The sequence below is a fragment of the Luteolibacter sp. Populi genome, from assembly GCF_040801775.1.
Lineage (GTDB): Bacteria > Verrucomicrobiota > Verrucomicrobiia > Verrucomicrobiales > Akkermansiaceae > Haloferula.
In genome coordinates, this window is record NZ_CP161812.1 from 4675204 (window position 1) to 4696613 (window position 21410).

The following is a 21410-nucleotide window of genomic DNA, read 5'->3' on the forward strand; positions in this document are numbered from 1 at the left end:
CCTCACCGGGATTCCATTACGGCTTCACGAAGGTCAGCGTCTTGTCGTCGGCCGAGATCAGCGTCTTCGTTTCGTTGGCGCAGTACATCGCGGCTTCCCGCAGGGGCACGTTCTTCAGGACCAGTTGCTTGATCAGCGTCTTGCCATCAACATCCGGCCCCACCTTGAGCTGGGGGACCGGCTTTCCCGCGGCAGTTTTCTTTGCGGTTTCATTGAGGAACTTCACCGCGTCTTCAAGCGTGACTTCCTCGAAGTGCACGGAGGGAAGGATAAGCTTCGCCGCGGCTTCCATCGCCTTGCCTTCTTCCTTTTTCTCCTCCTTCGCGGTTGGGAACAGGCGCGGGGTTGCGGGCACGGTGCCGTCCTGGGCAAGCGCGGCAGCGGGAAGGCCGAAGCCGATCCCGAGGATGAATGCCGCGAGTGTCCAAGGGCGGATTGCAGGGTTTTGAGCCATGCGGAGTTGAGCTTGCGCCGTGTCGTGGTTGCCAGTTTTACGGTTCATTGTGTTTTGCTTTGGTTTGCGGTTTCGATGTTCCGGGGCTCCCCGGTGAAATGTTCACTACATGTGTAGTATGGAGGGGCACGAATGCAGGACGTTGTTGATCGAGCAGGGCTCAGCAGCTTGCTTCCGCGTTCTGGAGGGCAAACGACAGGATCGCCTCAGCCCGATCTGACTCCGGAATGTTCATTGCTCCCATGCCCGTCTGCACTTCACTACAATCGTGATGATCTGTCCACTACATTTGTAGAGAAATCCAATCAAATGAAAAAGGCCGCCCCGAAGGGCGGCCCTGAATCATTTCGCGAATAGGTTTCCCAGCGATCAACCGCCCGTCGCCTTCAACGACGAGAGATACTCGATCAGCGAAGTGAACTCCTCCACCGTCAGTCCGCCCGCAAGGCCCGGCGGCATCATCGACTGGGGAAGGTGGGTCTCCTCCTTCACGTCGTCGCGCTTGATCTTGCTGACCGCGCCGGTGATATCGCGCACCTCCATCACGCCATCCGCCTCACCGGTCACGAAGCCCATCTTGGCGGTGCCGTCCTTCATGGTGATCATCGCCGTCTGGAAGCCCTGGGCCACCACCTTGTTCGGATCGAGTATCGAATCGACCAGATAATCGCGGGGGAACTTCGCGCCCGCCGCACCGAGGAAGGGGCCCTTCTGTTCCGCTTTCGGATCGATCGAGTGGCAGGCGATGCAGCCCTGTGCGGTGAAGAGGCGCTGGCCGGCGGCCACGTCGCCCTTGCCGCTCATCGCCGCCTTCGCCACATCCGCCACCGCGAGTTCGGAGACCTTCTTGCCGGCACCGCCGCCACCCGCTACCGCCGCCCTTGCGGCCTTCGCGGCATCGATGATCTTGGAGCTGTCCCAAGCGATCCCTGCCTCGATCTGCTTGTCGAAGCCCGCGAGCTTGAGATCCGCGATCGCCTGGAAGAAGCCGACCTCCTTCGGATCCTTGTCCACTTCCTTCCTCACCCGGTCCTTGGCATCGCTCTTCGCCAGGGGGCTATTCAGCACTGTCAGCAGGGCCTTCCATGCGATCCGGCTGGCAGAGTCGCCCTGCTTCTTCGCGATGTCGCGCAGCGCAGGCACCTGCTCGCCGCGCACGGAGGCATTCACGAAGTCGGTCACGTAGGAAGCGGATTCACCGGCCGCAGCCTGCTCCTGGGCCCACACCGCCAGCACTGCCAGGCGGTAGGGCATCGACATGTCCTCGCCGCCCTTGGCCAATGACTCGAACGCTTTCACCCTTTGTGCGAAGGGGCGCTTGGCATCCTTGGCCGCATCCACCAGCAGCATGAGCTGGGTGTTATTCAGCTGCTTCGATTCCAGCGCGACCAACAGCGGATCCGCGCCCGAGAGTTTCATCGTGGCTACCGGCAGACGGTTCTTGCCGAGGACATCCAGCAGGTCGTTCTGGCGATCCTGCGGCACGGTGCCGAAGCCCTTCTCCAGCGCTGCGGTGATCTTGTCCGTCCCATCCCATGCCACCGGGTCGTAGTAAGGGCCGCGGTCGTCCGGCTGGGTGCTCCACCATGCCTTGTGGTCCCATTCCTTCTCGGTGAAATTCAGGCGCGCCAAAGCCCCCATCACGTCGAAGCGAAGGTCATAGTCTTTCGAGGCCAGGAGGGCGATCAAGCCGTCCACGACTTCCATCTTGTGGATCCGTTCGAGCGCCCGCAGCGCCAGTTTCCGCGTGGCCGTGTCGGTCGTGGCCTTGAGGCAGGCAGGGATGTTTTCCAGGGATGCCAGCACCTGCATCGCCGTGTGTTCTAGCCGCGGGGAATCGCCTTCCTCGCGCCAGCCGGACGAGGCCGAGAAAATCGCCGGAGCCGCCGTCTTGGCACCCAAGCGTTCCAGGCCGATCAAGGCATGCAGCGCGACCCGCGGATTCTTGTCCTGCAGCGCGTCCACATAGAGCTTGGCATCCACGCCATCGAGTTCCGACTTGATGTCGGTCATCGCCCGCAGCGCCTGCTCGCGCACCGCTTCATCCGCCGCCAGCTCGCCGAGATACTTGGTACTACCTTTCCCGTAGAGCTGCTTGAAGGTGAAGATCGCCGCGGTCCGCACCGCCACGCTCTGCTTTGAATCCTTCGCGATCGCGAAAACGCCTTCGGCGAAGACCGGCTTCTTGCCGCGCTTGATCATCTCGCGCTGCGTCTCCAGCCGCTGCACCGCGCTCGCGGAGGCCAGCAGCTTCACCAGCTCCGCGTCGCTGGCTTTCGCCACGTTCACATACTTCGCCGGGGTGCCGGCGGGGTAGGTCACGGAGAAGATCTTGCCCACCGGTTTGCCCGGACCGGAGAAGTCGAAGCCGCCATCGCGCCAGTCCGCCATGTAGAGCTTGGAATTGCCGTCCACGTCGATGTCGGTCGCGTGCGGCAGCTTTTCGAAAGTCTTCTGCTCCACGGAGAAGCTCGCGCCCGTCCGCTTCCAAGGGTGGTAGTGGATCGTGCCCGTCGTCCAGTCGGTCGAGAACAGCGCGTCGGTGAATTCCGGCGGGAAGCCCGGCTCGCTCAGCCACAGCGCGCCCGTGCCGGAGCCGCCGCCGTAGTCCGCCAGCGGCTTGATCGCCTCGTCTGCGAAGTTCTTATACATCCGCGGGTAGCCGTGATCGCCCAGTTGCGTGTAGTGGTGGAAGCGCGTGTTCCAGCCCTTGCCGTCGTTCGTGTTGTCCCGGCTGAAGAGGTCCAGCTCCGGCGAGATCGCCGTGTCGCAGATGTTCCGCGTCATCACCGCGTAGGGTTCCACCTGCGAGCCGTCCGGGCGCACCCGGATCACCCCGCCGCCGTAGAGCGTGTAGGTCGAGCCATCGGTGCCCTTGGCCGGCGTTGTGCCGAAGTCGCCCACCGAGATGTAAAGCCAGCCGTCGATGCCCATGCGCACGCCGTTGGTCGTGTGGTCCGCACCGCGCGGGTGCTCGATGCCGCCGCCCAAGCCGGTCAGCAGCGTCTTCTCCTCGTCCACCTTGCCATCACCGTCCTTGTCGCGATAGCTGCTCAGGAAGGGCGGATGGATCAGGTAGAGGGTATCTCCCACGAAGTGGCCGCCGCGGGGGCTGCTCACATCCGGCACGAAGTGGATGAACTCGTCGGCCTTGCCATCGCCGTCCTTGTCCCGGCAGCGGATGATCCGGCCCATCTTCTCCTTGTGGCCCAGCGAGCCGTTCTGGTCGGAGGAAACATACACGTCGCCATTCGCCGCTGCGGTGATCCCCGTCGGGTAATCCGCATTCGGCGGCCCGGCGAATTCCTTCATCTCGAAGCCTTGCGGCAGGGCTCCTGCGCTGCCGGCGGCAGCCAAGTGGATCAAAAACAGGGTGGAACGGTTCATCGGCGGGCCAATTACGCGCTGCCACACGGGATTTCTCAATCCCTTGTACGAGTTACCCGAACGGGTAGCGCGAGAAAATGCCATGCGGGGACATCGGCGGGTTTCTTGCTGTCTTGAGTTTCCGTCACCAGCCTCTAGAATGGCTCCATGCCCGTCACCGTGGACCGACTACTTGAAGAGGCCCTCTGCCTTTCCGGAGAAAGCCGCCTCGTCCTCGCGGAACGCCTGATTGAAAGCGTTCCCCCGGATGCCGGAATCTTCCGTGAGCAATTGGCAGAGGCGAGTTCCCGTGCCGCAGAACTCGCATCCGGCACCGTCCGAGGAATCGAGGGCTCCGAGGCCTTGAAACAAGTCCGGGATGCGGTTTCAAGACGCGCCGGAGCATGACTTTCCCGTTCCACCCTGCTGCCTTGGCGGAATACGAGGAAGCGGCCCTATGGTATGAGGAGCAACGATATCTTCTCGGGATGGAGTTCGCCGCTGCCGTCGAAGCGGCTATCGCTTCAATTCTTGAGGAACCCGGGCGTTATCAACCCACGGAGGATGACACGCGGGTGTTCCGATTGAAGCGGTTTCCCTATCGGCTTTTCTATCGTTTTGACGCGGCCGCAGCGTCCCTCGGCATCGTCGCAGTGATGCACGAGAAGCGGCGGCCCGAAAGCTGGCAGGGTCGGCTTTGAATGCCGCCCGCCGAAATCCCTTGCCCGCCGCCGCCAAACCCCGGAAACCCGGCGCGTGATCCGCAAGGCCTTCCTTCCCGGTGCCGGGCTCGGCACGCGGCTCCGGCCGCTCACCGACCTCCTGCCGAAGCCGCTCGTGCCGCTTTTCCACCGCCCGCTCATCGAGTGGGCCATGGACTCGTGCCTTGCCGCCGGGATCACGGATTTCGCCATCAATACCCACCACCTGCCGGAGAAATGGACCTTCGGCGAAAGTGACGATCACAGCCTGATCGCCGGAAACGGCATTTTTTCTCGCAAGGGCGAATTCAAGGGCCGTCCCGTGCATCTCTTCCACGAGCCCGAACTCCTCGAAACCGGCGGCGGCGTCAAAAACATCGCGTCATGGATCGGCGGTGACAGCGTTCTCGTCCACAATGGCGACATCTACTCGTCGATCCCGATCGACCGCCTGATCGCCGCCCACGAAGCCTCCGACTGCCCCGTCACCCTCGCCCTCCGCTCGTCGGGGGACGCGCAGCACCTCGCCCTCAATGCCGCCGGCGACCGCGCCATCGACATCCGCGGCATGCTCGGCATCGCACAGGGCAGCCACGTCTTCACCGGCATCTACTGCTTCGACCCCGAACTCCTCAACCTGATCCCGCCCGGCCAGAAGATCTCCGTCATTCCCGCCTTCCTCGAACTCATCCGGCAGGGGCGCCTCGGCACCATCACCCTCGACGAAGGCGACTGGCGCGACCTCGGCGACCATGCCGCTTACCTCGCCGCCCACCGCGACTTGGCGCTGGCTCCGGCGATTCATCCCGAGGCAGTCATCGCTGCAACGGCAGTCGTCGAGAATAGCGTCGTCGGGCCCGGTGCCAGCATCCGGGAAGGCTCCGCGCTTCGCAACAGCGTCGCCTGGCCGCACTCGACCCTGGCCGCAGGCGAGACCGCCGATTTCCGGATTATTCTCTGAACAGCGCCGCCGCACCTTCAGGGGAGTACCTTATGGGGGTACCCTTAATGGGATAACCTTTGCGTGCCGTTTGGGGCTACGGGTGGTGTGCCGTTTGGGGCACCACCCCCTATCCCGATTCGGGGGATGGGGGGTGTCCCGATATGGGGGGCGGGTAAGCCGCCGCATTTCCCCCTTGTCCCCGCTACGGTCTTTCACGGAACCTCCCGCCGCGATGCCGACCGACGCGATCCTCCACGCCACCCGACAGTTCCTCGGGATCGATCCCACTGTGATCGTGACCCTGACCCCCATCAAGAAGGGGGCCTCGGGCCGGACCATCGTGCGCGTGAAGACCCCCGGGCGGGATCCCTTCATCGGCATCCACTGGACCGACGAGCGGCCGGACAGCGACAATTTCCTGCCGGTCGGGAAGTTCCTGCGGGCCACCAAGCTCAATGTCCCCGAGATTTTCTACGACATCCCGCACCGCCGGGTCGCGCTGGTGGAGGACCTCGGCGATATCGATCTCTTCTCGCTGAAGGGCGCGCCCTTCGCCGAGCGGGAGCCCTACTACCGCTCCGCGCTGTCGCAGATCGACAAGCTCTTCTACTCGAAGGGCCCGAAGGATTTCGAGCTGATGCCGCCCTTCGACGAGGCGCTCTACCGCTGGGAGCAGGAATATTTCTTCGAGCATGTGGTCGAGGGCCTGCTCGGCATGGATGCCAGCGAATTGCGGGAGTCCGAGGCGTTCGCGGATCTGGCCAAGCGCCTCGGCAGCGGGGCCAAGCACCTCGTGCACCGCGATTTCCAGTCCCAGAACCTGCTGCTCAAGGACGGCAAATCCTGGTGGATCGATTTCCAGGGCATGCGCCGCGGGCGGCAGGAATACGACATCGCCTCGCTGGTCTACGATCCCTACATGGATCACTCGGAGGAAGAGCGGGAGCAGATCCTGGATATCTGGGAGGACATCTCGGAGGACCGGCCGGAGGCCACCATCTTCCGCGAGTGCGCCACCCAGCGCCTGATGCAGGCCCTGGGGGCCTTCGGCAATATCATCCTGAACCGCGGCGACATGTGGTATGCGCCGCATGTCCCCGTGGCCGCCCGTTTCCTGGGCGAAGTCACCGCCGGCACCGCGCTGGAAAAACCCCTCGGCCCGGTGCTGGCCCGGGCGCGAGACTATGACCCGTGAGCGCCTTGCCCCGCCGGCCCCTCGTGAATGCCGCCGTGATCCTCGGCGTCGGCCTTCTCGCGCTCGGTGCGCCCCCTTCCATCCCGCCGCTGGCGAAGGCCGAGCGCGCGCTGGTGAAAGGAATTTCCCTGCAGATTGATGCGACGCCTTCCGAGTTCACCGGGGATGGCAGCCAGGAACTGCCGTGGCGGCGCTGGAAGGCGAAGCCCCCGCCGCCCGCGGAACCGGTCAGGCTGCTCTCGATCGATGCCGATCCGGAAGGGTATTTCAGCAGCTCCCCGCCCGCGCCGGTCGATTGCGCCCAGATCTTCAAGCGCCTCTTCGATGCCGGGCACCGCCACCTCGCCTGTGGCTATCTGATGGCCTGGGATGAGCCCGATCCGCTGGCGATCGTGGCGGTGCACAAGCAGCTCGACCGCTTCGATAGCGCGGTGCTCGGCCTGCCGCTCTCGCGCGGTGCCGCTGCCGAGCCGGTGCCTGCGCCCTTCCTGCGTCTTTCGCTGGAGGCCTCGAACGTGGAAGGGGACACGACCGCCCTGCCCGCGGTCAACAAGGTCGCCGCCCCGCATGCCGAGCTTGGCGGCGAGCGCACTTTGGCCGGCTTCACCCTGCTGGAGAATGAGAGCAAGCCCGCGGACGGTCGCCAGCCCCTGCTCGCCCGCTGGGGCGAGCGGATCGTCTTCTCCCTGCCGCTGGCCGGTGAAATCGCCGCGCTCGGCCTCAAGCCGTCGGACGTTCAGGTCGCGTTGGGACGGGAGATCCGCCTCGGTCCCGATGGCCCGGTGGTGGCCATCGACAGCTTCGGTCGCGGTGAGCTTGTTGCCCAAGCGAACGTTCTCGATACGCCCGCGTGGAAGCTGATCAGCGATCGCCATCCGGTCCCGCCGGCGGCTTCGTCCCTTCTGATCCGGGATGCCATGCCGGATCTCCCCGAGGCGGACCGCGCTTGGTCGGAGAGCTTGCCCGGCCTCGCCCAAGCCATCCGCAGCTCGCCGCGCTTCGAGCGGGCGGTCCTGCTTCCGCGCCCGCCGGCCCTTGTCGAGATGGGCTTGGTGCTGCTGATCGCTTTCTTCGCCGCTTGGGCAAGCTGGATGCGGAGCTTTTTCTGGCGGGTGCTGGTGGTCGCGCTGGTGGCGGGCTTCGCCGGGGAGCTGGTTTACCTGCTCGCGTCACGGCTCAATCTCTGGCTGCCGCCGCTCGCCATTTCCGGCATGTCCGTGGCCTCCCTGGTGCTGGCCCTGATTCCCAGCTCCTTCGAGAAACGCCAGCCCGCTGCCAACCCGCGCCCGTGGGAAAGCCCGGACTACCAGCCGCCAACGCGGGTGCCTGAACCGGAGGTCGTTCCCGTTCCCGTGCCCGCGCCGGTGCGAGCGCCGCTGGTCCGGGTCCGCCCGCCCGAGCCGGAAGTCATTCAAGTGTCCACGCCTGCGCCTGCGCCGCTGCTGCCGCCGTTGACCCGGGTGCAATTCGTCAATGGCGTGGTCGTCCTCCCGGAATCCGCCCGCGCCATCTGGGCTCCCGCGGAACCCGAATCCGCTCCGCCTACAGTGGAGGAGGTTGTGACCGTGGAATCGGAGCCGTGGAACGAAGCTCAGCCGATGGAGGAGCCCGTGCCGGAAGCCCCGGAGGTCGAGGAAGCCGCCGGCCCGGAACCCGAGCCTTTTCCTGAAATTCCGCCAGCGGGGGAACCTGTCCCGGATGTCTCCGCGCCTCCTCCGGCCCAGCCGGTGCCCCCCGTCAAGGCCTCCACGCCCGCCAAGAAGCCGCCGGGTAAAAAGCCCTCCCGCAAGCGCAAGAAGAAGGGCTCCTAGCTCCGCCGCTGAATTCTTCCTTGGAACTTGGAACTTAAAACTTGGAACTCTCTCCCCACATGGACCTCCAGCATCCCATCGAGAAAGCCGAAGCCCTGATCGAGGCCCTGCCCTATCTCCAAGCCTTCCGCGGCAAGACCTTCCTGATCAAGATGGGCGGCTCCGCCATGGAGGACCCCGAATTGGTGGCGAAGGTGATGCGCGATATTGTCTTCCTCGAAGTCGCCGGGATCAACCCGATCGTCGTCCACGGCGGCGGCAAGGCGATCTCCGCGGCGATGAAGGAAGCCGGTCTCGATGCCGAATTCATCGGCGGTTTCCGCGTCACTTCCGACGAGGCGATCAATATCGTGGAGAAGGTGCTGTCCAACGAGATCAACCCCGGCCTGGTCCGCATGATCCGTGACCTGGGCGGCAAGGCCGTCGGCATCGCCGGGACGGATGTCTTTCTCGGCGAGCGGATGCACGCGACCGATGCCCGGGGCGAGCGCGTCGAACTCGGCCGGGTGGGGGAGGTCGTCGGCTGCCAACTCGGCCAGATGGATGCCGCCCACCGCGCCGGGATCGTGCCGGTGATTTCACCGCTCGCCGCCGAACTCGCGACCGGCCGCCCGCTCAATATCAATGCCGACCTCGCCGCCGCGGCCTTGGCGAAGGAGCTGCGGGTGGCGAAGCTGGTTTACCTTTCGGACGTTCCCGGGCTGATGATGGATCCGACCAAGCCGGAGACTTTGATTAAGTCCGTCAACCGTGTCCAAGCCGATGATCTGATGGCGGATGGGACGATCTCCGGGGGGATGATTCCGAAGATCAAGAGCGCGGTGGATGCGCTGAACGCGGGGGTGAGGAAGGTGCACTTTATCGACGGGCGGCTGCCGCATGCGCTGCTGCTGGAGATCTTTACGGATGGGGGGATTGGGACGGAGGTGACGCGGTAAGGGTGGCGGGGTTTGGGAAGCCGCAAGGGCGATCCCTCAAGTGCTCACCATTGATCGGCAAGCAGGCCCCGTCGGGTGAGAGTTTTTGAAAGATGTGCTTGATAATCCGGCAATGTTGCGTAAAAAGGAGGGGTGCGTAATTACATTGTGACTTATTTGGATGGCAAACAAGAAGGCATCAGTGCCGAGTCCATGATTGAGATTAGCTCTCCCGCTGCAGGCTGGAAGTTTGTTGGCAGTGGATACGGTTCACGCGAGATCTTTGCCCATGCTCTCCGCGAGTCACCACGGTTGGTGACTTCATCCCCGACGGTTGAGGTCATTCCCCGCGCCGTCGGTGGACTTAGACGGAACTCCCGAAACCGATTCAACGGTCTCTGATTCGGGAGATCATCGGTTGTTGAAGCGAAACGGCCCATTCATCAGAATGGGACCTCGAAATTATCAGAGACATCAGCCTCGATTTCAGGAGCGGTCGGTGGAATTGCGACGCGGGTCGTATCGCGCCGCGTTGGATCAACGTCCGGTTCCGAGAGGGGATGTTTTAGGAAGTGCTCCTCGAGATTCTTTATCAGTCCGGCATCCTTCGTTTCGAGCGCGAGAGCACGGATGCCCTCTGAATCAAGGTATGAGACAGTGTATTTGTTGGGCCGGATCTTTTGCTGCGCCTCTGCTATCATCTGTTTCGCTTCGCTTGAGAGAATTCCGCTGGTCCAGAACTCGAAGACGATTTTAAGGCTTTTCCAGTCGGAATGCTTTCGAGCCTCCCGGTAGACCCAAGGAACTCGTTCTTCGAGCCATTTCTTCACCAGTTCATCCGGTATAGTCCCTCGAGGTTTGTAGCCTTTGGCTTCGATGAAATGAACGGAGACCTTAGGCGTCGTTGACACAACGTCCACCTCCGCTTTGATCACAGGACCATCTTTGAAAATCCGGTTCATCTCGATCTGCGAAGAGATCTTGGTTCTCGCGAGTTCCGCTGCGACGTACTCGAAAAGCGCACCTCGCAAATTGGTCGCCGCGCCCTCGATGTTCTTGAGACGCTCGAAGAGTTTGTTGAAGGCGATTGGATCGCGGACAAAAGTCGCCGCGTCCTTTAAAACATTCGTCAACTGGGTCAACCCAACTGCAACGTCTCTGCCGAAGAGATTTTCGACGGTGGCCGGCACGATTCCTTTCTGCTTAGCTAGGATGAAGGCTTCTTTTGTGAAACCGTTTGCGACAAAGATCTGCAAGCATCGTCCGACATTAGGCAGGCCGCGAATCGCCTCACATTTGTGGATGAAGGGCCGAATTCCTTGCTCCGAAACGCTCCCACCAAGGAGAACGTCGCACGCGACAAAGCCCGGTTTAGGCTTCTCGCCGGTTCCGTAGGTTAGCAATCCGCCTAGGTAGGAAGGCGCGGTGAGATCCCAGAGTGTTGAGGCGATTTTCGGCTGCTCGGCTTCGTCTCGCAATGCGACTCGATCAAAGCTCCCTATGCCTAGGTTTTTTATCCATGTTTTGAGGGCTTCTAACAGAATGGATTCTGCGACCAATCGGGCGCTTACTTCTTCACCTCTTCCGTCGTAATAATTTGCTCCTTGAACGAGTGCGAGACAGGTGCCGACCCCCGGTAACTCCAGTTCCTTGATCAAGTTTGCTTTGATCAGCGTGGCCACGATGGTTTCCGGAGCGGTGTGTCGTAACTGGCGCACCGGGGCGCCGGAAGCCGAGGCAAAATGCCTCAAAGGAATTACACCGCCCCGCTCCAGGATTGCAGCCAGGCCGAGTCCGTGGGCTGACTTGCTTTCTAGCAGGGACCGTATCAAGCTATCCCAATAGAAAGGAGATCCAAATTGCTGCTCAAGGTAATAGAAGGAGGCGCGATGGGGAAACGTCAGTCCCCTTAAACGTCTTACATTCCCGCCGCCCCTTGAGATTCTCTTGCGAGCCGCTTCAGGTTTCAACCCGTGCCGTTCGACGAGAACTTGGACGAGTTTACCGCTTAGACTCGGCCCGAATTCTTCCAAAACTGATTCAAGAGGATCGGAGGCAAATCGGGATGTCACACAGCGCATTTAATACATGTTTCACATGTGCGCCTCCTCTTTTTTTGATCCTCTTGGCAGTTCATTGTGAATGAAAGGTTTACGAAGGTGGTTCTCAGGTTTTTTGCCCGGCTTGTCACAACCCTTCTACCAGTCATGTCACAGAGGGCTTTCCGCCGGCCCTCCGGGACGGGGTTCGTGTTGCAACCGCTACCGGTGGTTTCACCACCGGCTTGTATCTTCGCTTTGTCCGTCCGGCGTGCTTGATTGCCGCCAGGCGTCCAAGCGGGTGGCCGGGTTAGCTCCCCGGCCACCCGGCCCGCGGCGAGTCCGTCCACCGGCTCGGGCATCCTCACGGAAAAGCCCGAAACTTAGTAAGGACCGTCGCGGGTCATTGGATCGCCAGTTCGAACCGTTACATGAGCCGTTGCAGGAGCAATCCCGGCGCGAGCTCGCATCACAAGCCTGAACGAACCGACCCCATGAACCTACCGGAACAATCCCCCGTCGTCCACCTCGGCGTGGATGTCGCCAAAGCCGAACTCGTCGCCGATCTTCAGGGCAAGATCCGCCGCTTCGGCAACAATCCCAAGGGCATCGCCACCCTGCTCAAGGCCGCCGCCCGCATCCCCGGCACCGCCCACTTCGTCTGCGAGGCCACCGCCGGTTACGAACGCCCGCTTGCCACCGCCGCCATGGCCCTGGCCATCCCCGTGAGCATCGTCCAGCCGCTGCGCGTGCGCGAGTTCGCCAGATCCCACGGCCGCCATGCCAAGAGCGACCCGCTCGATGCCGCCCTGCTCAGCCGCTTCGGCGCCTCGGTCAAACCCTTGCCGTTGCAGCCCAAGAGCGAAGTGCGCCAGGAACTCGACGACGTCATGCGCACCCGCTCCGAGCTCATCGATTCGATGCAGCGCGAGCTCAACCGCGCCGAACACCACACCTGCAAGCTCGTCATCCGCATCCACAAGAACATCGCGGCAACCTTTGCCAAACACATCGCCGCCCTTGATGCCAGGGCTGCCGCCCTCGTCGCCGGCGACAAGGATCTCGCGGAAGCAGACGCCCTGATGCAGGCGGTCTCCGGGGTCGGCGCGCAGACCTCGCGCACGCTGCTGGCTTTCCTGCCCGAACTCGGCCATGTCGGCCGCGGCACCATCGCGGCCCTGGTGGGCGTGGCCCCCTACGACCGCGACAGCGGGAAGTTCAAAGGCAAGCGCTTCATCCGGGGCGGTCGCGGCCAGATCCGCAAGGTCCTCTACATGGCGGCGCTGGTTGCCATCCGCCGCAACGCCGTGCTCAAGGTCCTCTACAAACGCCTGCGCGACGCAGGCAAGATCGCGAAGGTTGCCATCGTCGCGGTGATGCGCCATCTGCTCATCCACCTCAATGCCATCATGGCAAAATCATTGGAGAATCCTCTTGCGGTTTAAGACCGTTACTAAGTTCCGACGCACCTCCGGCGCTAAGAACCGGACCGGGGTTAGGAACCGGACTGGCGGGACAGGGGCCCGGGCCGGGCCGCCTTACCGACTGGCGTTATGAACTTACTTCCCGGCCGTTTCCTTCGGGGCGGCGTCTTTGGCGCCGGGCTCGATGAGTTCGCGGAATTGGGCGCCCCACTCGCGGGCCTTGGGGTGGGTGACGTTGCGCTCGATGTGATCGAGCATCTTGACCGCCGCGCGCTTCTGGTCGCCGGCGCGGTACATCTCCGTCTCCATCTGCCACTGCAGCTCGGGCAGGGTCTCGGAGGTGAATTTTTCGTAGTCCACGCCGATGTCGCGCTTGAGGGTCTTCTCATCCGCGTCGTCGCGCTCGCCGCGATTGAGCGGGCGGCGCCAGTTCTGCTTGGCGACGCCTTCGAAGCGGATGCGGCGCAGCCATTGTTCCCGCATGGCGTCGAAATTCGCCTTGGTCTTGAGCGGGGGCAGGATTACCTGGTCGAAGACCTGGCCAAGTTCCAGCGGCGTGAGCGGCCACTTTTCCACCTTGATGCCCTGGATGTTGTAGGCCTTCGCGAAGATCGTCTCGGTGACGGGCTGGCGCAGTGCATCGACCTTCATCTCGAACTGGGTCGGGTTATCGAAAATCGAATCCAGCGCCTCGGATACGCGCGGCAGCATGTCGCCGATCTTGTCCGGCTTCTCGGCGGCTTCGAGGGTCAGGAGCAGCCAGCGGAGCTGGTGGCGCAGGCAGCGCTTCATGCCTTCCTTCTCCAGCTTCTCGCTCTCATGGCGCTTCCACTCGCGGAAGTCTTGGGAACTGCGCTTCTGATCGCTGAACTCCTTCTCCATGCACTTCAGGTAGAGTTCCACGGCGGCTTCGTCGCTGGCCATGCCGGCCTTGAAGGCGGCCACGGCGCCACCCACGCGGGTCATCGCCTTGGTCTTGGCATCGTCCCGCAGGGCATCCAGCTTTTCCAAGAGAGCCTGCTTATCGGCCTGGCTCAGGGGATCGGCATGGAGGGTGGGGGCGGCGAGAAGCAGGGCGAGGAGACAGTTTCGGAGCATGGGTTTGGCAGGGTTGGTCAGGTGAAACGCCCGACAAGCCCGGATGTTTTGCATTGTCCGCGGATTTTACAGCATTTTCGGCGCTTCGGGGCGTAACTCCGGTGAATCCGCGGCCTCCGAATGGATGGCGTGACCGCATGGTAACTACGAAGGGTCGGCCCGCAGGTGCACCGGGAGTGGACAGCCCGGGTCGGCTCCGCCATCTTGCGTGCATGTCGAAGGCACGCATCGGATTTGTGGGGACCGGCCGAATGGGGGCGAACATGGCGCGCCGTTTGAAGGATCAGGGCTATGAGGTGAGCGCGGTTTACGATGCTTTCCCGACGATCGCCGCGGATCTGGCCGCCGAGATCGGCTCGACTGCCGCTACCACGCTGGCGGAAGTTACGGCTGCTGCCGATGTGATCATCACGGTGGTGACCGACGATGTGGCGATGCGGGGAATTTTCGAAGCGGAGGGCGATTCGCTGCTGATTGGGGCGGCGGGGAAGACTTTCATCAACTGCGCGACCGTGAGCCCGGAGGTGCATGTGGAGGTCGATGCGGCCGCAAGTGCTGCCGGGGCGACCGCGCTGGAGGCCTGCATGGCTTCCAGCATCACCCAGGCGCGGAATGGCACGCTCTATCTGATGGTCGGCGGCACGGCGGAGGCTTTCGCGGGCGTGGAAGGGGTGCTGAAGGATCTGGCGTCCTCGCTCCGCCACGTCGGCGGGACGGGGCAGGCGGCGAAGGTCAAGGCGCTGGTGAACATGGTCATGAACATCAATACCGCGGGACTGGCGGAGGGGCTTGGCCTCGGCTCGGCTCTGGGGCTGGACCTGAAAATGCTCAAGGAGGTCTTTTCCCAGACCGGCGCGAACTCGCGGGTGCTGGAGACGGATGGCGACGACATGATCGCCCGCGAGCACGATTGCTATTTCTCTGCCGCGCACGCCGCGAAGGACAGCGGGATCGCCAACGCGCTGGCCGCGGAGACGGGGGTGAATGTGCCGCTATCGCTGGCCGCCGAGGCGCAGTACCACCGGATGGTCGATCTCGAGCTGGGCGAACTCGATAAATCCGGGATCGCGGAATTGACCTTCCCCGGGCGCAGTGTCCACTGACTGATCTTCACCCGATGGATCTTCCCGAATTCCGCAACCGCCACGGCGAAAAGCTCGATACCGCTTTCCACCCGGGCACCCGCGAGGGTGCGCTGGTCCTCCTTGCCCACGGGGTGACCGGCAACAAGGACCGGCCCCTCTTGATCGCGCTCGCGGAGGGATTGGCTGCGCGCGGTTGGGCGGTGCTGCGGATTTCATGGTCCGGCAATGGCGCTTCGGAAGGGAAGTTCGGCGATGCGACGATCACCAAGGAAAGCGGCGATCTCCGCGATGTGCTGGGGGCCCTCCCGCCGCGGCTCAAGGTCGCCTACGTGGGCCACAGCATGGGCGGTGCGGTGGGGGTGATGACCACCGCGGACGAGGAGCGCATCCGGGTCCTGGTCACGCTGGCGGGGATGATCCGCACGGAGGAATTCTGCGAGCGGGAATTCGGCTCCGTGATCCCGGGCAAGGGCTTCATGTGGGACGAGCCGGCCTGCCCGCTTTCTCAGAAGTACGTCGATGACATGGAGTCGATCGGGGATCTTTTCGACGAGGTCGGGCAGATTTCGGTGCCATGGCTGCTGATCCATGGGACGGCCGATGACGTGGTGCTGATCCAGGACAGCCGCGATGCCTACGACACGGCGGAAGAGCCGAAGCGGTTCGTGGAGATCCAGGAGGCGGAGCATTCTTTTGATGAGAAGACCTACCCGAAGGTGATCGGGGAGGTTGGGGATTGGTTGGAGAAGTATTTGGTTTGAGATAACGAAAACGCAGAAGCGGAGAGGTCGCGGAGAAAGGCCGGGAGAGGCCTGACGGACCCTGCTTTTTTGATCCTCCGTGCTCTTCCCTGCGGCCTCTGCGTCTCCGCGTTTTGTTCCCTCCTCCTGCCTTTCCATCCGGGTCCAAAGTTCAGCCTTCAAAGTTCGGGGTTCCTCGCCTACTCACGCCGCGTGCTCGCCAAACGCATCATCCCCTGCCTGGACGTGACCGATGGCCGCGTGGTCAAAGGCGTGAACTTCGTCGATCTGATCGATGCCGGGGATCCGGTGGAGGCGGCGATGGCTTACAACGCGCAGCAGGCGGACGAGCTGGTATTCCTGGACATCACGGCGTCGTCGGACAACCGGGCGACGATGGTGGATGTGGTCCGGCGGACGGCGGCGCATTGCTTCATCCCGCTGACCGTCGGCGGCGGCATCCGCAGCGTGGAGAACATGCGCGAAATGCTGCTGGCCGGGGCGGACAAGGTGGGGATCAACACTTCCGCGGTGAACGAGCCCGGGCTGGTGGATGCGGGGGCGAAGGCCTTCGGCAGCCAGTGCATCGTGGTGGCGATCGATGCCAAGCGGGAGGGGCCGGGCAAGTGGGGCGTTTACACCCATGGCGGGCGCAAATCGGTGGGTCTGGATGCGGTGGCGTGGGCGCAGGAAGTGTGGCGGCGCGGGGCGGGGGAGATCCTGCTGACCAGCATGGATGCCGATGGCACCCAGGCCGGCTACGATTGCGAGCTGACCGCCGCGATCTCGGAGAGCGTGGGCATCCCGGTGATTGCCAGTGGTGGCGCGGGTAACCTCGATCACATGGTGGAGGTCTTGGAAAAGGGCAAGGCGGATGCGGTGCTGGCGGCCAGCATTTTCCACTTCGGCAAGCACACGGTGGGGGAGGCGAAGCGCTATTTCGCGGCCCGCGGGATTCCGGTGCGCCCCGAGATGGCGTGATCTGCTGAATGGCAACTTTGCGGGAGCTTTTCAGGTGGTGGGCAGGCGCATGATTTATGGGCTTGCCGTAGAATTTCGGAACGTGTAATGGGGGAAATGTCCGGCGACCTCGGTCGGGCCCGCTTCGCCCGGTCTTTACGCCATCGGCCGACGGAGCGGTTTATTGAAAAATGGCGTTAGACTACAGACAATGGACATCTACGTGGGCAATCTGCCCTTTACCGCCACTGAAGAAGAAGTGGCCGGTCTCTTCGCCGACTTCGGTCCGGTGGAGAAAGTGAAAATCGTCACGGATCGCGAGACCGGCCGCCCGCGCGGGTTTTGCTTCGTGACCCTGGCGGACGGCTCCCGCGCCAAGGAAGCCGCCGAGGCGATGGACGGCAAAGACTTCGGCGGTCGCCCGCTGCGGGTGAATCCGGCCGAGCCCCGTGAGAAGAAGCCGGGTGGCTTCGGCGGCGGTGGTGGCGGCGGCAAAAGCTATGGCGGCGGCGGTGGCAAGAGCTACGGCGGCGGCAAAAGCTACGGCGGCGGCGGTGGCAAGAGCTACGGCGGCGGCGGTGGTGGCAAGGGCGGCTACGGCGGCGGCGGTGGCGGTGGCAAAGGTGGCGGCGGCTACGGCGGCGGTGGCGGCAAGGGCGGCTACGGCGGCGGTGGTGGCGGCGACTGGGACTAAGCCCCCTCTCTCGTTTGCTTCGCGTTTTTCCAGAGCCTCGCTTCCTTTCCGGGAGGCGGGGCTTTTTCTTGAGGGTCAGGGGCTAGGGGCCGGGGGTCAGGGAAAAGGCAGAGACTAGCCCGGAGATGCCGAGGTCGCGGAGAGCCTTTTCCCTGACCCCTAGCCACTGACCCCTGGCCCCTGGCCCCTTCTCTTGAGCTTGCCGCTGCGGGAGGAATGCTGGATGCTTCAAGCACCCCATGGCTCCTGCCTCCGTCAATGTCGCCCGCCTCCTGTACCTGCTGGTCTGCGAGGTGGCTGGCGCGGCTATCGCCTTGAGCACGAAGGGGACCGCGGCGGAGGTCTCGCTGACCACCGGCCTGATCTGCGGACTGGTCGTCGGCGGCTTCTTCATTTGGGTGGAAACGCTCGTGAAAGGCTTCAGCCTGCGCGGTTTTTCCACGGCCACCTTCGGTCTGCTCGTCGGGGTTTTTTGCGCGTGGCTGCTGACGCGGGTGGGCGTCTCGAATCTGATGAATCTCGCATTGCGCGATCGAGACCTCTCCGAAACTTTCAGCCTCAGTTTGGAGCTGATTCTCTACGCCAGCCTGGGTTTCCTAGGTGCGGTCCTGGCGCTGCGCAGCAGCCGCGACGACTTTGCCTTCATCTTGCCCTATGTCCGCTTCCGGCAGGACAGCAGCACCGGCCAGCCGGTGGTGCTGGATGCGGAGGCGGTGATGGATGGGCGGATCCCCGGGGTGGTGCGCTCGGGTTTCCTCAACGGCCGCTTGGTCGTGCCGCGCTTCGTCCTCGACGAGATCCAGGTGCTCGCGAGTTCGCCGACGCCAGCCAAGCGCCAGCGTGCCGAGCGTGGGCTGGCCTGCCTCGAAAGCATGCGCACTGCGAAGGACATGCAGGTCAGCATCGAGGACGCTGCCATCACCGCGGATGAAACGATCAACGGCCGCCTGATCCAGATCTCGCAGCTGCTCGGGGCACGGCTCCTGACCAGCGACGAGAGCTTGGGCAAGGTGGCGAAGCTGCGCGGCCTCGATGTCTTGAATCTCGATGAGCTGCTCGATGCCCTGCGGCCCTCGGTGGGCGTGGGGGAGAAGCTCCGGCTGGCGCTGGTCCGCGGCGGCAAGGACGATCACCAGGGCGTCGGCTATCTGCCGGATGGCACGATGATCGTGGTCAATCACGCCGTGAAGAAGATCGGGACGACGCAGGATGTGATTGTCATCAGCACGCTGCAGACGAACTCCGGGCTGATGGTGTTCGCGGAGCTGGCGGCGTGAGTGGGTCACCCGATCACGCCGCGCCCCGCGAAGATCTTCTTGGGAAGCTGCAAGGTGGCGATCTTGGGTGATCCCAGTTCAAAGGAGACGAGTTCCAGCCAGAACAAGCGCTTGATGGTGGCGTTGCGCATGGCGTTCCAAGGAATGAACAGCGGCGGGTGGCCGGGGCGGAATGGCGGCCACACGGCGAGGCGGAAGCCTGCGGGACCGCTGTGGATTGTGAGGACGCTGTTGTAGTTCACCCATCCCAGCCTGCCGCTCTGCATGCGGAAGCTCTGATCGCATGGCTGGCCTCGATCCGGAAACGATTCAGCCAAGCTCCGCCATCCGCCCAGCATTGAGAGCATGAAACAAATCCCGCACCACATGCCCGCGAAGACCAAGGGGAAGAGTGCGAATACGATCGGCAGCGGGTTGAAGTCTGCGAGGACTGCGGAGGATGCAAGTTCGAGAAGGAAGCCGTTCACCGTTTGCCAGAGAGGAGTTTAGATCGGCCGCCTATGCATGTGGTTTGAGGGAAGTGCTCGATCCGGCTCTTCCTCTATTTCACCCTGGTGTAGCCTTCTGCTAGGGAAATGCCGTCAGCGACGTGAAGGTGAGCGCCATGACGCAACATCGGATGAATTTCATAGTCGGCTTTGTTTCCAAACAGGAGGTAGCCATTGGGATCGAATAGAGCTCCTGGAAACTCTCTCAGGTGATGGTACCACGTTCCTTTGTGATGATAAAGCGCGTGAGCGACGCTCACCTCCCATTCCTTGGCTAGTTTACGACCGGTGACCATGCTGTGGAGGTGTGTGTCATTCTTGGCTAGCGATTTCAATTGCGGAGATTCAGGAAGCCTTTCCAAGTGGCTTAGGTCGATGAATCCCCATTCCAAAGGTCGTTGCAGTAAGCGGTCGGGAGTGGGTCTCTACGCGGTGGTAGCAAGTGCAGTGACGCGCCGAAGCGGTTGTCCAAAGAGTGTATTAGTCGCTTCTGGATTCATTGAGTGAAATGATCTTCTGACACCATTCTGGGTGGTCGCGGGTTATCGTGTCTAGGTTGCAGGGCAGCCACACTCTGCGTCTCTTGCGAACATTGCAGCTCTGGCAAGAAACGACAAGGTTGTGTGGCCGGGCGATGCCTCCAAGAGCGGCTGGGATGACGTGCTCAATGACATACTCGTAGGCATCAACGTCTCCGCAGTACTGGCAAACTCGACCATCACGGGCAAAGATGCGGCGACGCATACTGGCGGACTGGAATGGAGTTTCGATGGTCGGTGGCCTAGTGAATGCAGTAATATCCGCAATGATCGCTGAGGGGCTGCACTGATAAAGCGCGGACAAATCCTTACGGATTTGTCCGCGGATATCGACCCCATCGGCGAGAAGTCGTTGAACGTGCGCTTGCCGCTGATGGATATTTGGATGTGCCATACAGGAAGGCTGCTTGCATCATCTACGGATGGTACGGGTGACCGCCGAACATCCGCATGATCTCCACTATCGCAGAGGAATCAACACCCTTCGCATCTTACTCCAGCAGGATCACCAAGCCCTTGGCGTATTTCAGAATCTGCTTTTCGGAAGGCTGGTCGCTGAGGTTCGAGAGCATGTCGGCGATCTTCACCTTCTTCGCGAGCGGGTTGGCTTTGATCGCGCGCAGGTATTCCTCGTAGTCGGCGCCTTCGGGTTTGGTGAGCATGGAAACGCCGATGATGACCTCGTTGGGGATACCTTGTTCGCGGAGCAGTTCGGGAGTGGCGCTGGTGTCTTCGAAAGTGTCGTGCAGCCAGGCGAGTGCCTCGGCGAGGGGATCACCCGCCACCCGCGCGGCGACGGCCTGCGGGTGCAGGATGTAGGGCGTGACTCCGTCGCGGCGGAACTGGCCGGCATGGGCTTCGTGGGCGATGGCCGCGGCGCGTGGGACGAAGTCATCTGAAATTGGGCCTGCCATGATTTTGGCTTACTTGTTCGGGAACCAAGTGGCGAGGACGAAGGCAGCACCTAGAATCGCTCGAGGAGATACTGCAGCTTCGGTTTGTCGGGAGAAGGGACAACTCCGGGGCTGTAGTCGGTGCACGCTTCGAGGAGCTTCAAATTCGCTCCGAAGGCGAATTGCTCCATTTGCGCGGGAGAGAAGGTTTGGAATTCGAACGCATCGTGGCTGCCGTCGGGGTAATCCAAGCGCGTGAAAAGCCGGTCGCCTTCAATCCGCTTGGTTTCGCGCACGGTGCCCGTGGGCAGATCGAAGACGTGCACCCCTTGGCGCGTCTGAAAGAAGTCCAGGTTCCAGAGATCGAGGATCAGGCGGCCGCCGGATCGCAAGCTTGCTGCCAAGCGCGAGAGAATTTCCCGGTTTGTCGGGGCATCGAAGTAGCCAAAGCTTTGCGAGAGGATTATGACCGCGTTGAAGCTGGCCGGCTGTGGGATCCAGTCGCGGATGTTTGTCTGAAGGTAGAGCGGGCCGCTGCCCTGCTCGCGCGCGAACGCGATGGCCTGCTCGTCGCGCTCGATGCCGGTCACGGAGTAGCCGCGGGCACCGAGGGCGCGGGCGTGGCGTCCCATCCCGCAGCATACGTCCAGCAGCCGTGAAAAATCGGGGAGCGGGCAGCAGTGCTCCACCAAGACGGCCTCTTGCTCCGTGCGCGCGGCGGGGATACCGGCGTGAAAGTTGGCGAACCAGGCCGGGGAGTAGGTGTTGGATTCGGTATCGGGCATT

General features: G+C 62.8%; 21 protein-coding genes. 12 read left to right on the forward strand and 9 right to left on the reverse strand.

Going from position 1 to position 21410, the window contains the following annotated elements; translation table 11 throughout:
- Nucleotides 1-16: 16 nt before the first annotated feature.
- Nucleotides 17-502 (reverse strand): hypothetical protein, encoded by a 486-nt coding sequence (locus ABWK72_RS18990; RefSeq protein ID WP_367871145.1) that lies wholly within the window; start codon nucleotides 500-502, stop codon nucleotides 17-19.
- A 321-nt stretch (nucleotides 503-823) separates the two neighbouring features.
- A complete protein-coding gene (locus ABWK72_RS18995) occupies nucleotides 824-3841 on the reverse strand; it encodes a c-type cytochrome (protein ID WP_367871146.1) in 3018 nt (1005 codons plus the stop codon).
- 147 nt (nucleotides 3842-3988) lie between these two features.
- Here ABWK72_RS18995 and ABWK72_RS19000 point away from each other — a divergent pair, with 147 nt between their 5' ends.
- The 6 genes from ABWK72_RS19000 to argB all read left to right on the forward strand — a co-directional run bounded on the left by ABWK72_RS19000 (nucleotide 3989) and on the right by argB (nucleotide 9408).
- Entirely contained in the window at nucleotides 3989-4228 is a 240-nt protein-coding gene (locus ABWK72_RS19000; RefSeq protein ID WP_367871147.1) for an addiction module protein, read from the forward strand.
- Nucleotides 4225-4521 (forward strand): type II toxin-antitoxin system RelE/ParE family toxin, encoded by a 297-nt coding sequence (locus ABWK72_RS19005; RefSeq protein ID WP_367871148.1) that lies wholly within the window; start codon nucleotides 4225-4227, stop codon nucleotides 4519-4521. The genes ABWK72_RS19000 and ABWK72_RS19005 overlap by 4 nt, the downstream gene beginning before the upstream one ends.
- A gap of 55 nt (nucleotides 4522-4576) precedes the next feature.
- Entirely contained in the window at nucleotides 4577-5482 is a 906-nt protein-coding gene (locus tag ABWK72_RS19010; protein WP_367871149.1) for a sugar phosphate nucleotidyltransferase, read from the forward strand.
- 214 nt (nucleotides 5483-5696) lie between these two features.
- The gene (locus ABWK72_RS19015; protein ID WP_367871150.1) at nucleotides 5697-6659 is read left to right on the forward strand and encodes a phosphotransferase; all 963 of its coding nucleotides are present in this window, start codon (nucleotides 5697-5699) and stop codon (nucleotides 6657-6659) included.
- Nucleotides 6656-8470: a hypothetical protein gene (locus ABWK72_RS19020; RefSeq protein WP_367871151.1), complete on the forward strand. Its 1815-nt coding sequence runs from the start codon at nucleotides 6656-6658 to the stop codon at nucleotides 8468-8470. The genes ABWK72_RS19015 and ABWK72_RS19020 overlap by 4 nt, the downstream gene beginning before the upstream one ends.
- 59 nt (nucleotides 8471-8529) lie before the next feature.
- The gene (gene argB / locus ABWK72_RS19025; RefSeq protein WP_367871152.1) at nucleotides 8530-9408 is read left to right on the forward strand and encodes an acetylglutamate kinase; all 879 of its coding nucleotides are present in this window, start codon (nucleotides 8530-8532) and stop codon (nucleotides 9406-9408) included.
- Between the two features lie 422 nt (nucleotides 9409-9830).
- Here the strand turns inward: argB and ABWK72_RS19030 are convergent, their stop codons facing one another.
- The gene (locus ABWK72_RS19030; protein ID WP_367871153.1) at nucleotides 9831-11459 is read right to left on the reverse strand and encodes a hypothetical protein; all 1629 of its coding nucleotides are present in this window, start codon (nucleotides 11457-11459) and stop codon (nucleotides 9831-9833) included.
- A 461-nt stretch (nucleotides 11460-11920) separates the two neighbouring features.
- Here ABWK72_RS19030 and ABWK72_RS19035 point away from each other — a divergent pair, with 461 nt between their 5' ends.
- Nucleotides 11921-12871 carry an IS110 family transposase gene (locus ABWK72_RS19035; RefSeq protein ID WP_367871154.1) on the forward strand — a complete coding sequence of 317 codons (951 nt, stop codon included), beginning with the start codon at nucleotides 11921-11923 and terminating at the stop codon, nucleotides 12869-12871.
- 114 nt (nucleotides 12872-12985) lie between these two features.
- On the opposite strand, the gene ABWK72_RS19040 is transcribed toward ABWK72_RS19035, so the two are convergent.
- Nucleotides 12986-13948 (reverse strand): hypothetical protein, encoded by a 963-nt coding sequence (locus ABWK72_RS19040; protein ID WP_367871155.1) that lies wholly within the window; start codon nucleotides 13946-13948, stop codon nucleotides 12986-12988.
- 212 nt (nucleotides 13949-14160) lie between these two features.
- Between ABWK72_RS19040 and ABWK72_RS19045 the strand changes: the two genes are divergently transcribed.
- The 5 genes from ABWK72_RS19045 (at nucleotide 14161) to ABWK72_RS19065 (ending at nucleotide 18704) form a co-directional block, all read left to right on the forward strand.
- Complete coding sequence (locus ABWK72_RS19045; protein ID WP_367871156.1) at nucleotides 14161-15051, forward strand: NAD(P)-dependent oxidoreductase; 891 nt, start codon at nucleotides 14161-14163, stop codon at nucleotides 15049-15051.
- Nucleotides 15052-15065: 14 nt separating this feature from the next.
- Complete coding sequence (locus tag ABWK72_RS19050) at nucleotides 15066-15794, forward strand: alpha/beta hydrolase (RefSeq protein WP_367871157.1); 729 nt, start codon at nucleotides 15066-15068, stop codon at nucleotides 15792-15794.
- Between the two features lie 192 nt (nucleotides 15795-15986).
- Complete coding sequence (hisF, locus tag ABWK72_RS19055; RefSeq protein ID WP_367871158.1) at nucleotides 15987-16754, forward strand: imidazole glycerol phosphate synthase subunit HisF; 768 nt, start codon at nucleotides 15987-15989, stop codon at nucleotides 16752-16754.
- A gap of 190 nt (nucleotides 16755-16944) precedes the next feature.
- The gene (locus ABWK72_RS19060) at nucleotides 16945-17427 is read left to right on the forward strand and encodes an RNA recognition motif domain-containing protein (RefSeq protein WP_367871159.1); all 483 of its coding nucleotides are present in this window, start codon (nucleotides 16945-16947) and stop codon (nucleotides 17425-17427) included.
- A 239-nt stretch (nucleotides 17428-17666) separates the two neighbouring features.
- On the forward strand, nucleotides 17667-18704 hold the full coding sequence (locus tag ABWK72_RS19065; protein ID WP_367871160.1) for a PIN/TRAM domain-containing protein: 1038 nt from the start codon (nucleotides 17667-17669) through the stop codon (nucleotides 18702-18704).
- Nucleotides 18705-18709: 5 nt separating this feature from the next.
- On the opposite strand, the gene ABWK72_RS19070 is transcribed toward ABWK72_RS19065, so the two are convergent.
- The 5 genes from ABWK72_RS19070 to ABWK72_RS19090 form a co-directional block, all read right to left on the reverse strand.
- Nucleotides 18710-19171, reverse strand: coding sequence for a hypothetical protein (locus ABWK72_RS19070; protein ID WP_367871161.1), 462 nt, complete (start codon nucleotides 19169-19171; stop codon nucleotides 18710-18712).
- 74 nt (nucleotides 19172-19245) lie between these two features.
- On the reverse strand, nucleotides 19246-19527 hold the full coding sequence (locus ABWK72_RS19075) for a hypothetical protein (protein ID WP_367871162.1): 282 nt from the start codon (nucleotides 19525-19527) through the stop codon (nucleotides 19246-19248).
- A 145-nt stretch (nucleotides 19528-19672) separates the two neighbouring features.
- Nucleotides 19673-20125, reverse strand: coding sequence for an HNH endonuclease (locus tag ABWK72_RS19080; RefSeq protein WP_367871163.1), 453 nt, complete (start codon nucleotides 20123-20125; stop codon nucleotides 19673-19675).
- Nucleotides 20126-20222: 97 nt separating this feature from the next.
- Nucleotides 20223-20645 carry a hypothetical protein gene (locus ABWK72_RS19085; protein ID WP_367871164.1) on the reverse strand — a complete coding sequence of 141 codons (423 nt, stop codon included), beginning with the start codon at nucleotides 20643-20645 and terminating at the stop codon, nucleotides 20223-20225.
- A 50-nt stretch (nucleotides 20646-20695) separates the two neighbouring features.
- Nucleotides 20696-21409 (reverse strand): class I SAM-dependent methyltransferase, encoded by a 714-nt coding sequence (locus ABWK72_RS19090; RefSeq protein WP_367871165.1) that lies wholly within the window; start codon nucleotides 21407-21409, stop codon nucleotides 20696-20698.
- Nucleotide 21410: the final 1 nt, after the last annotated feature.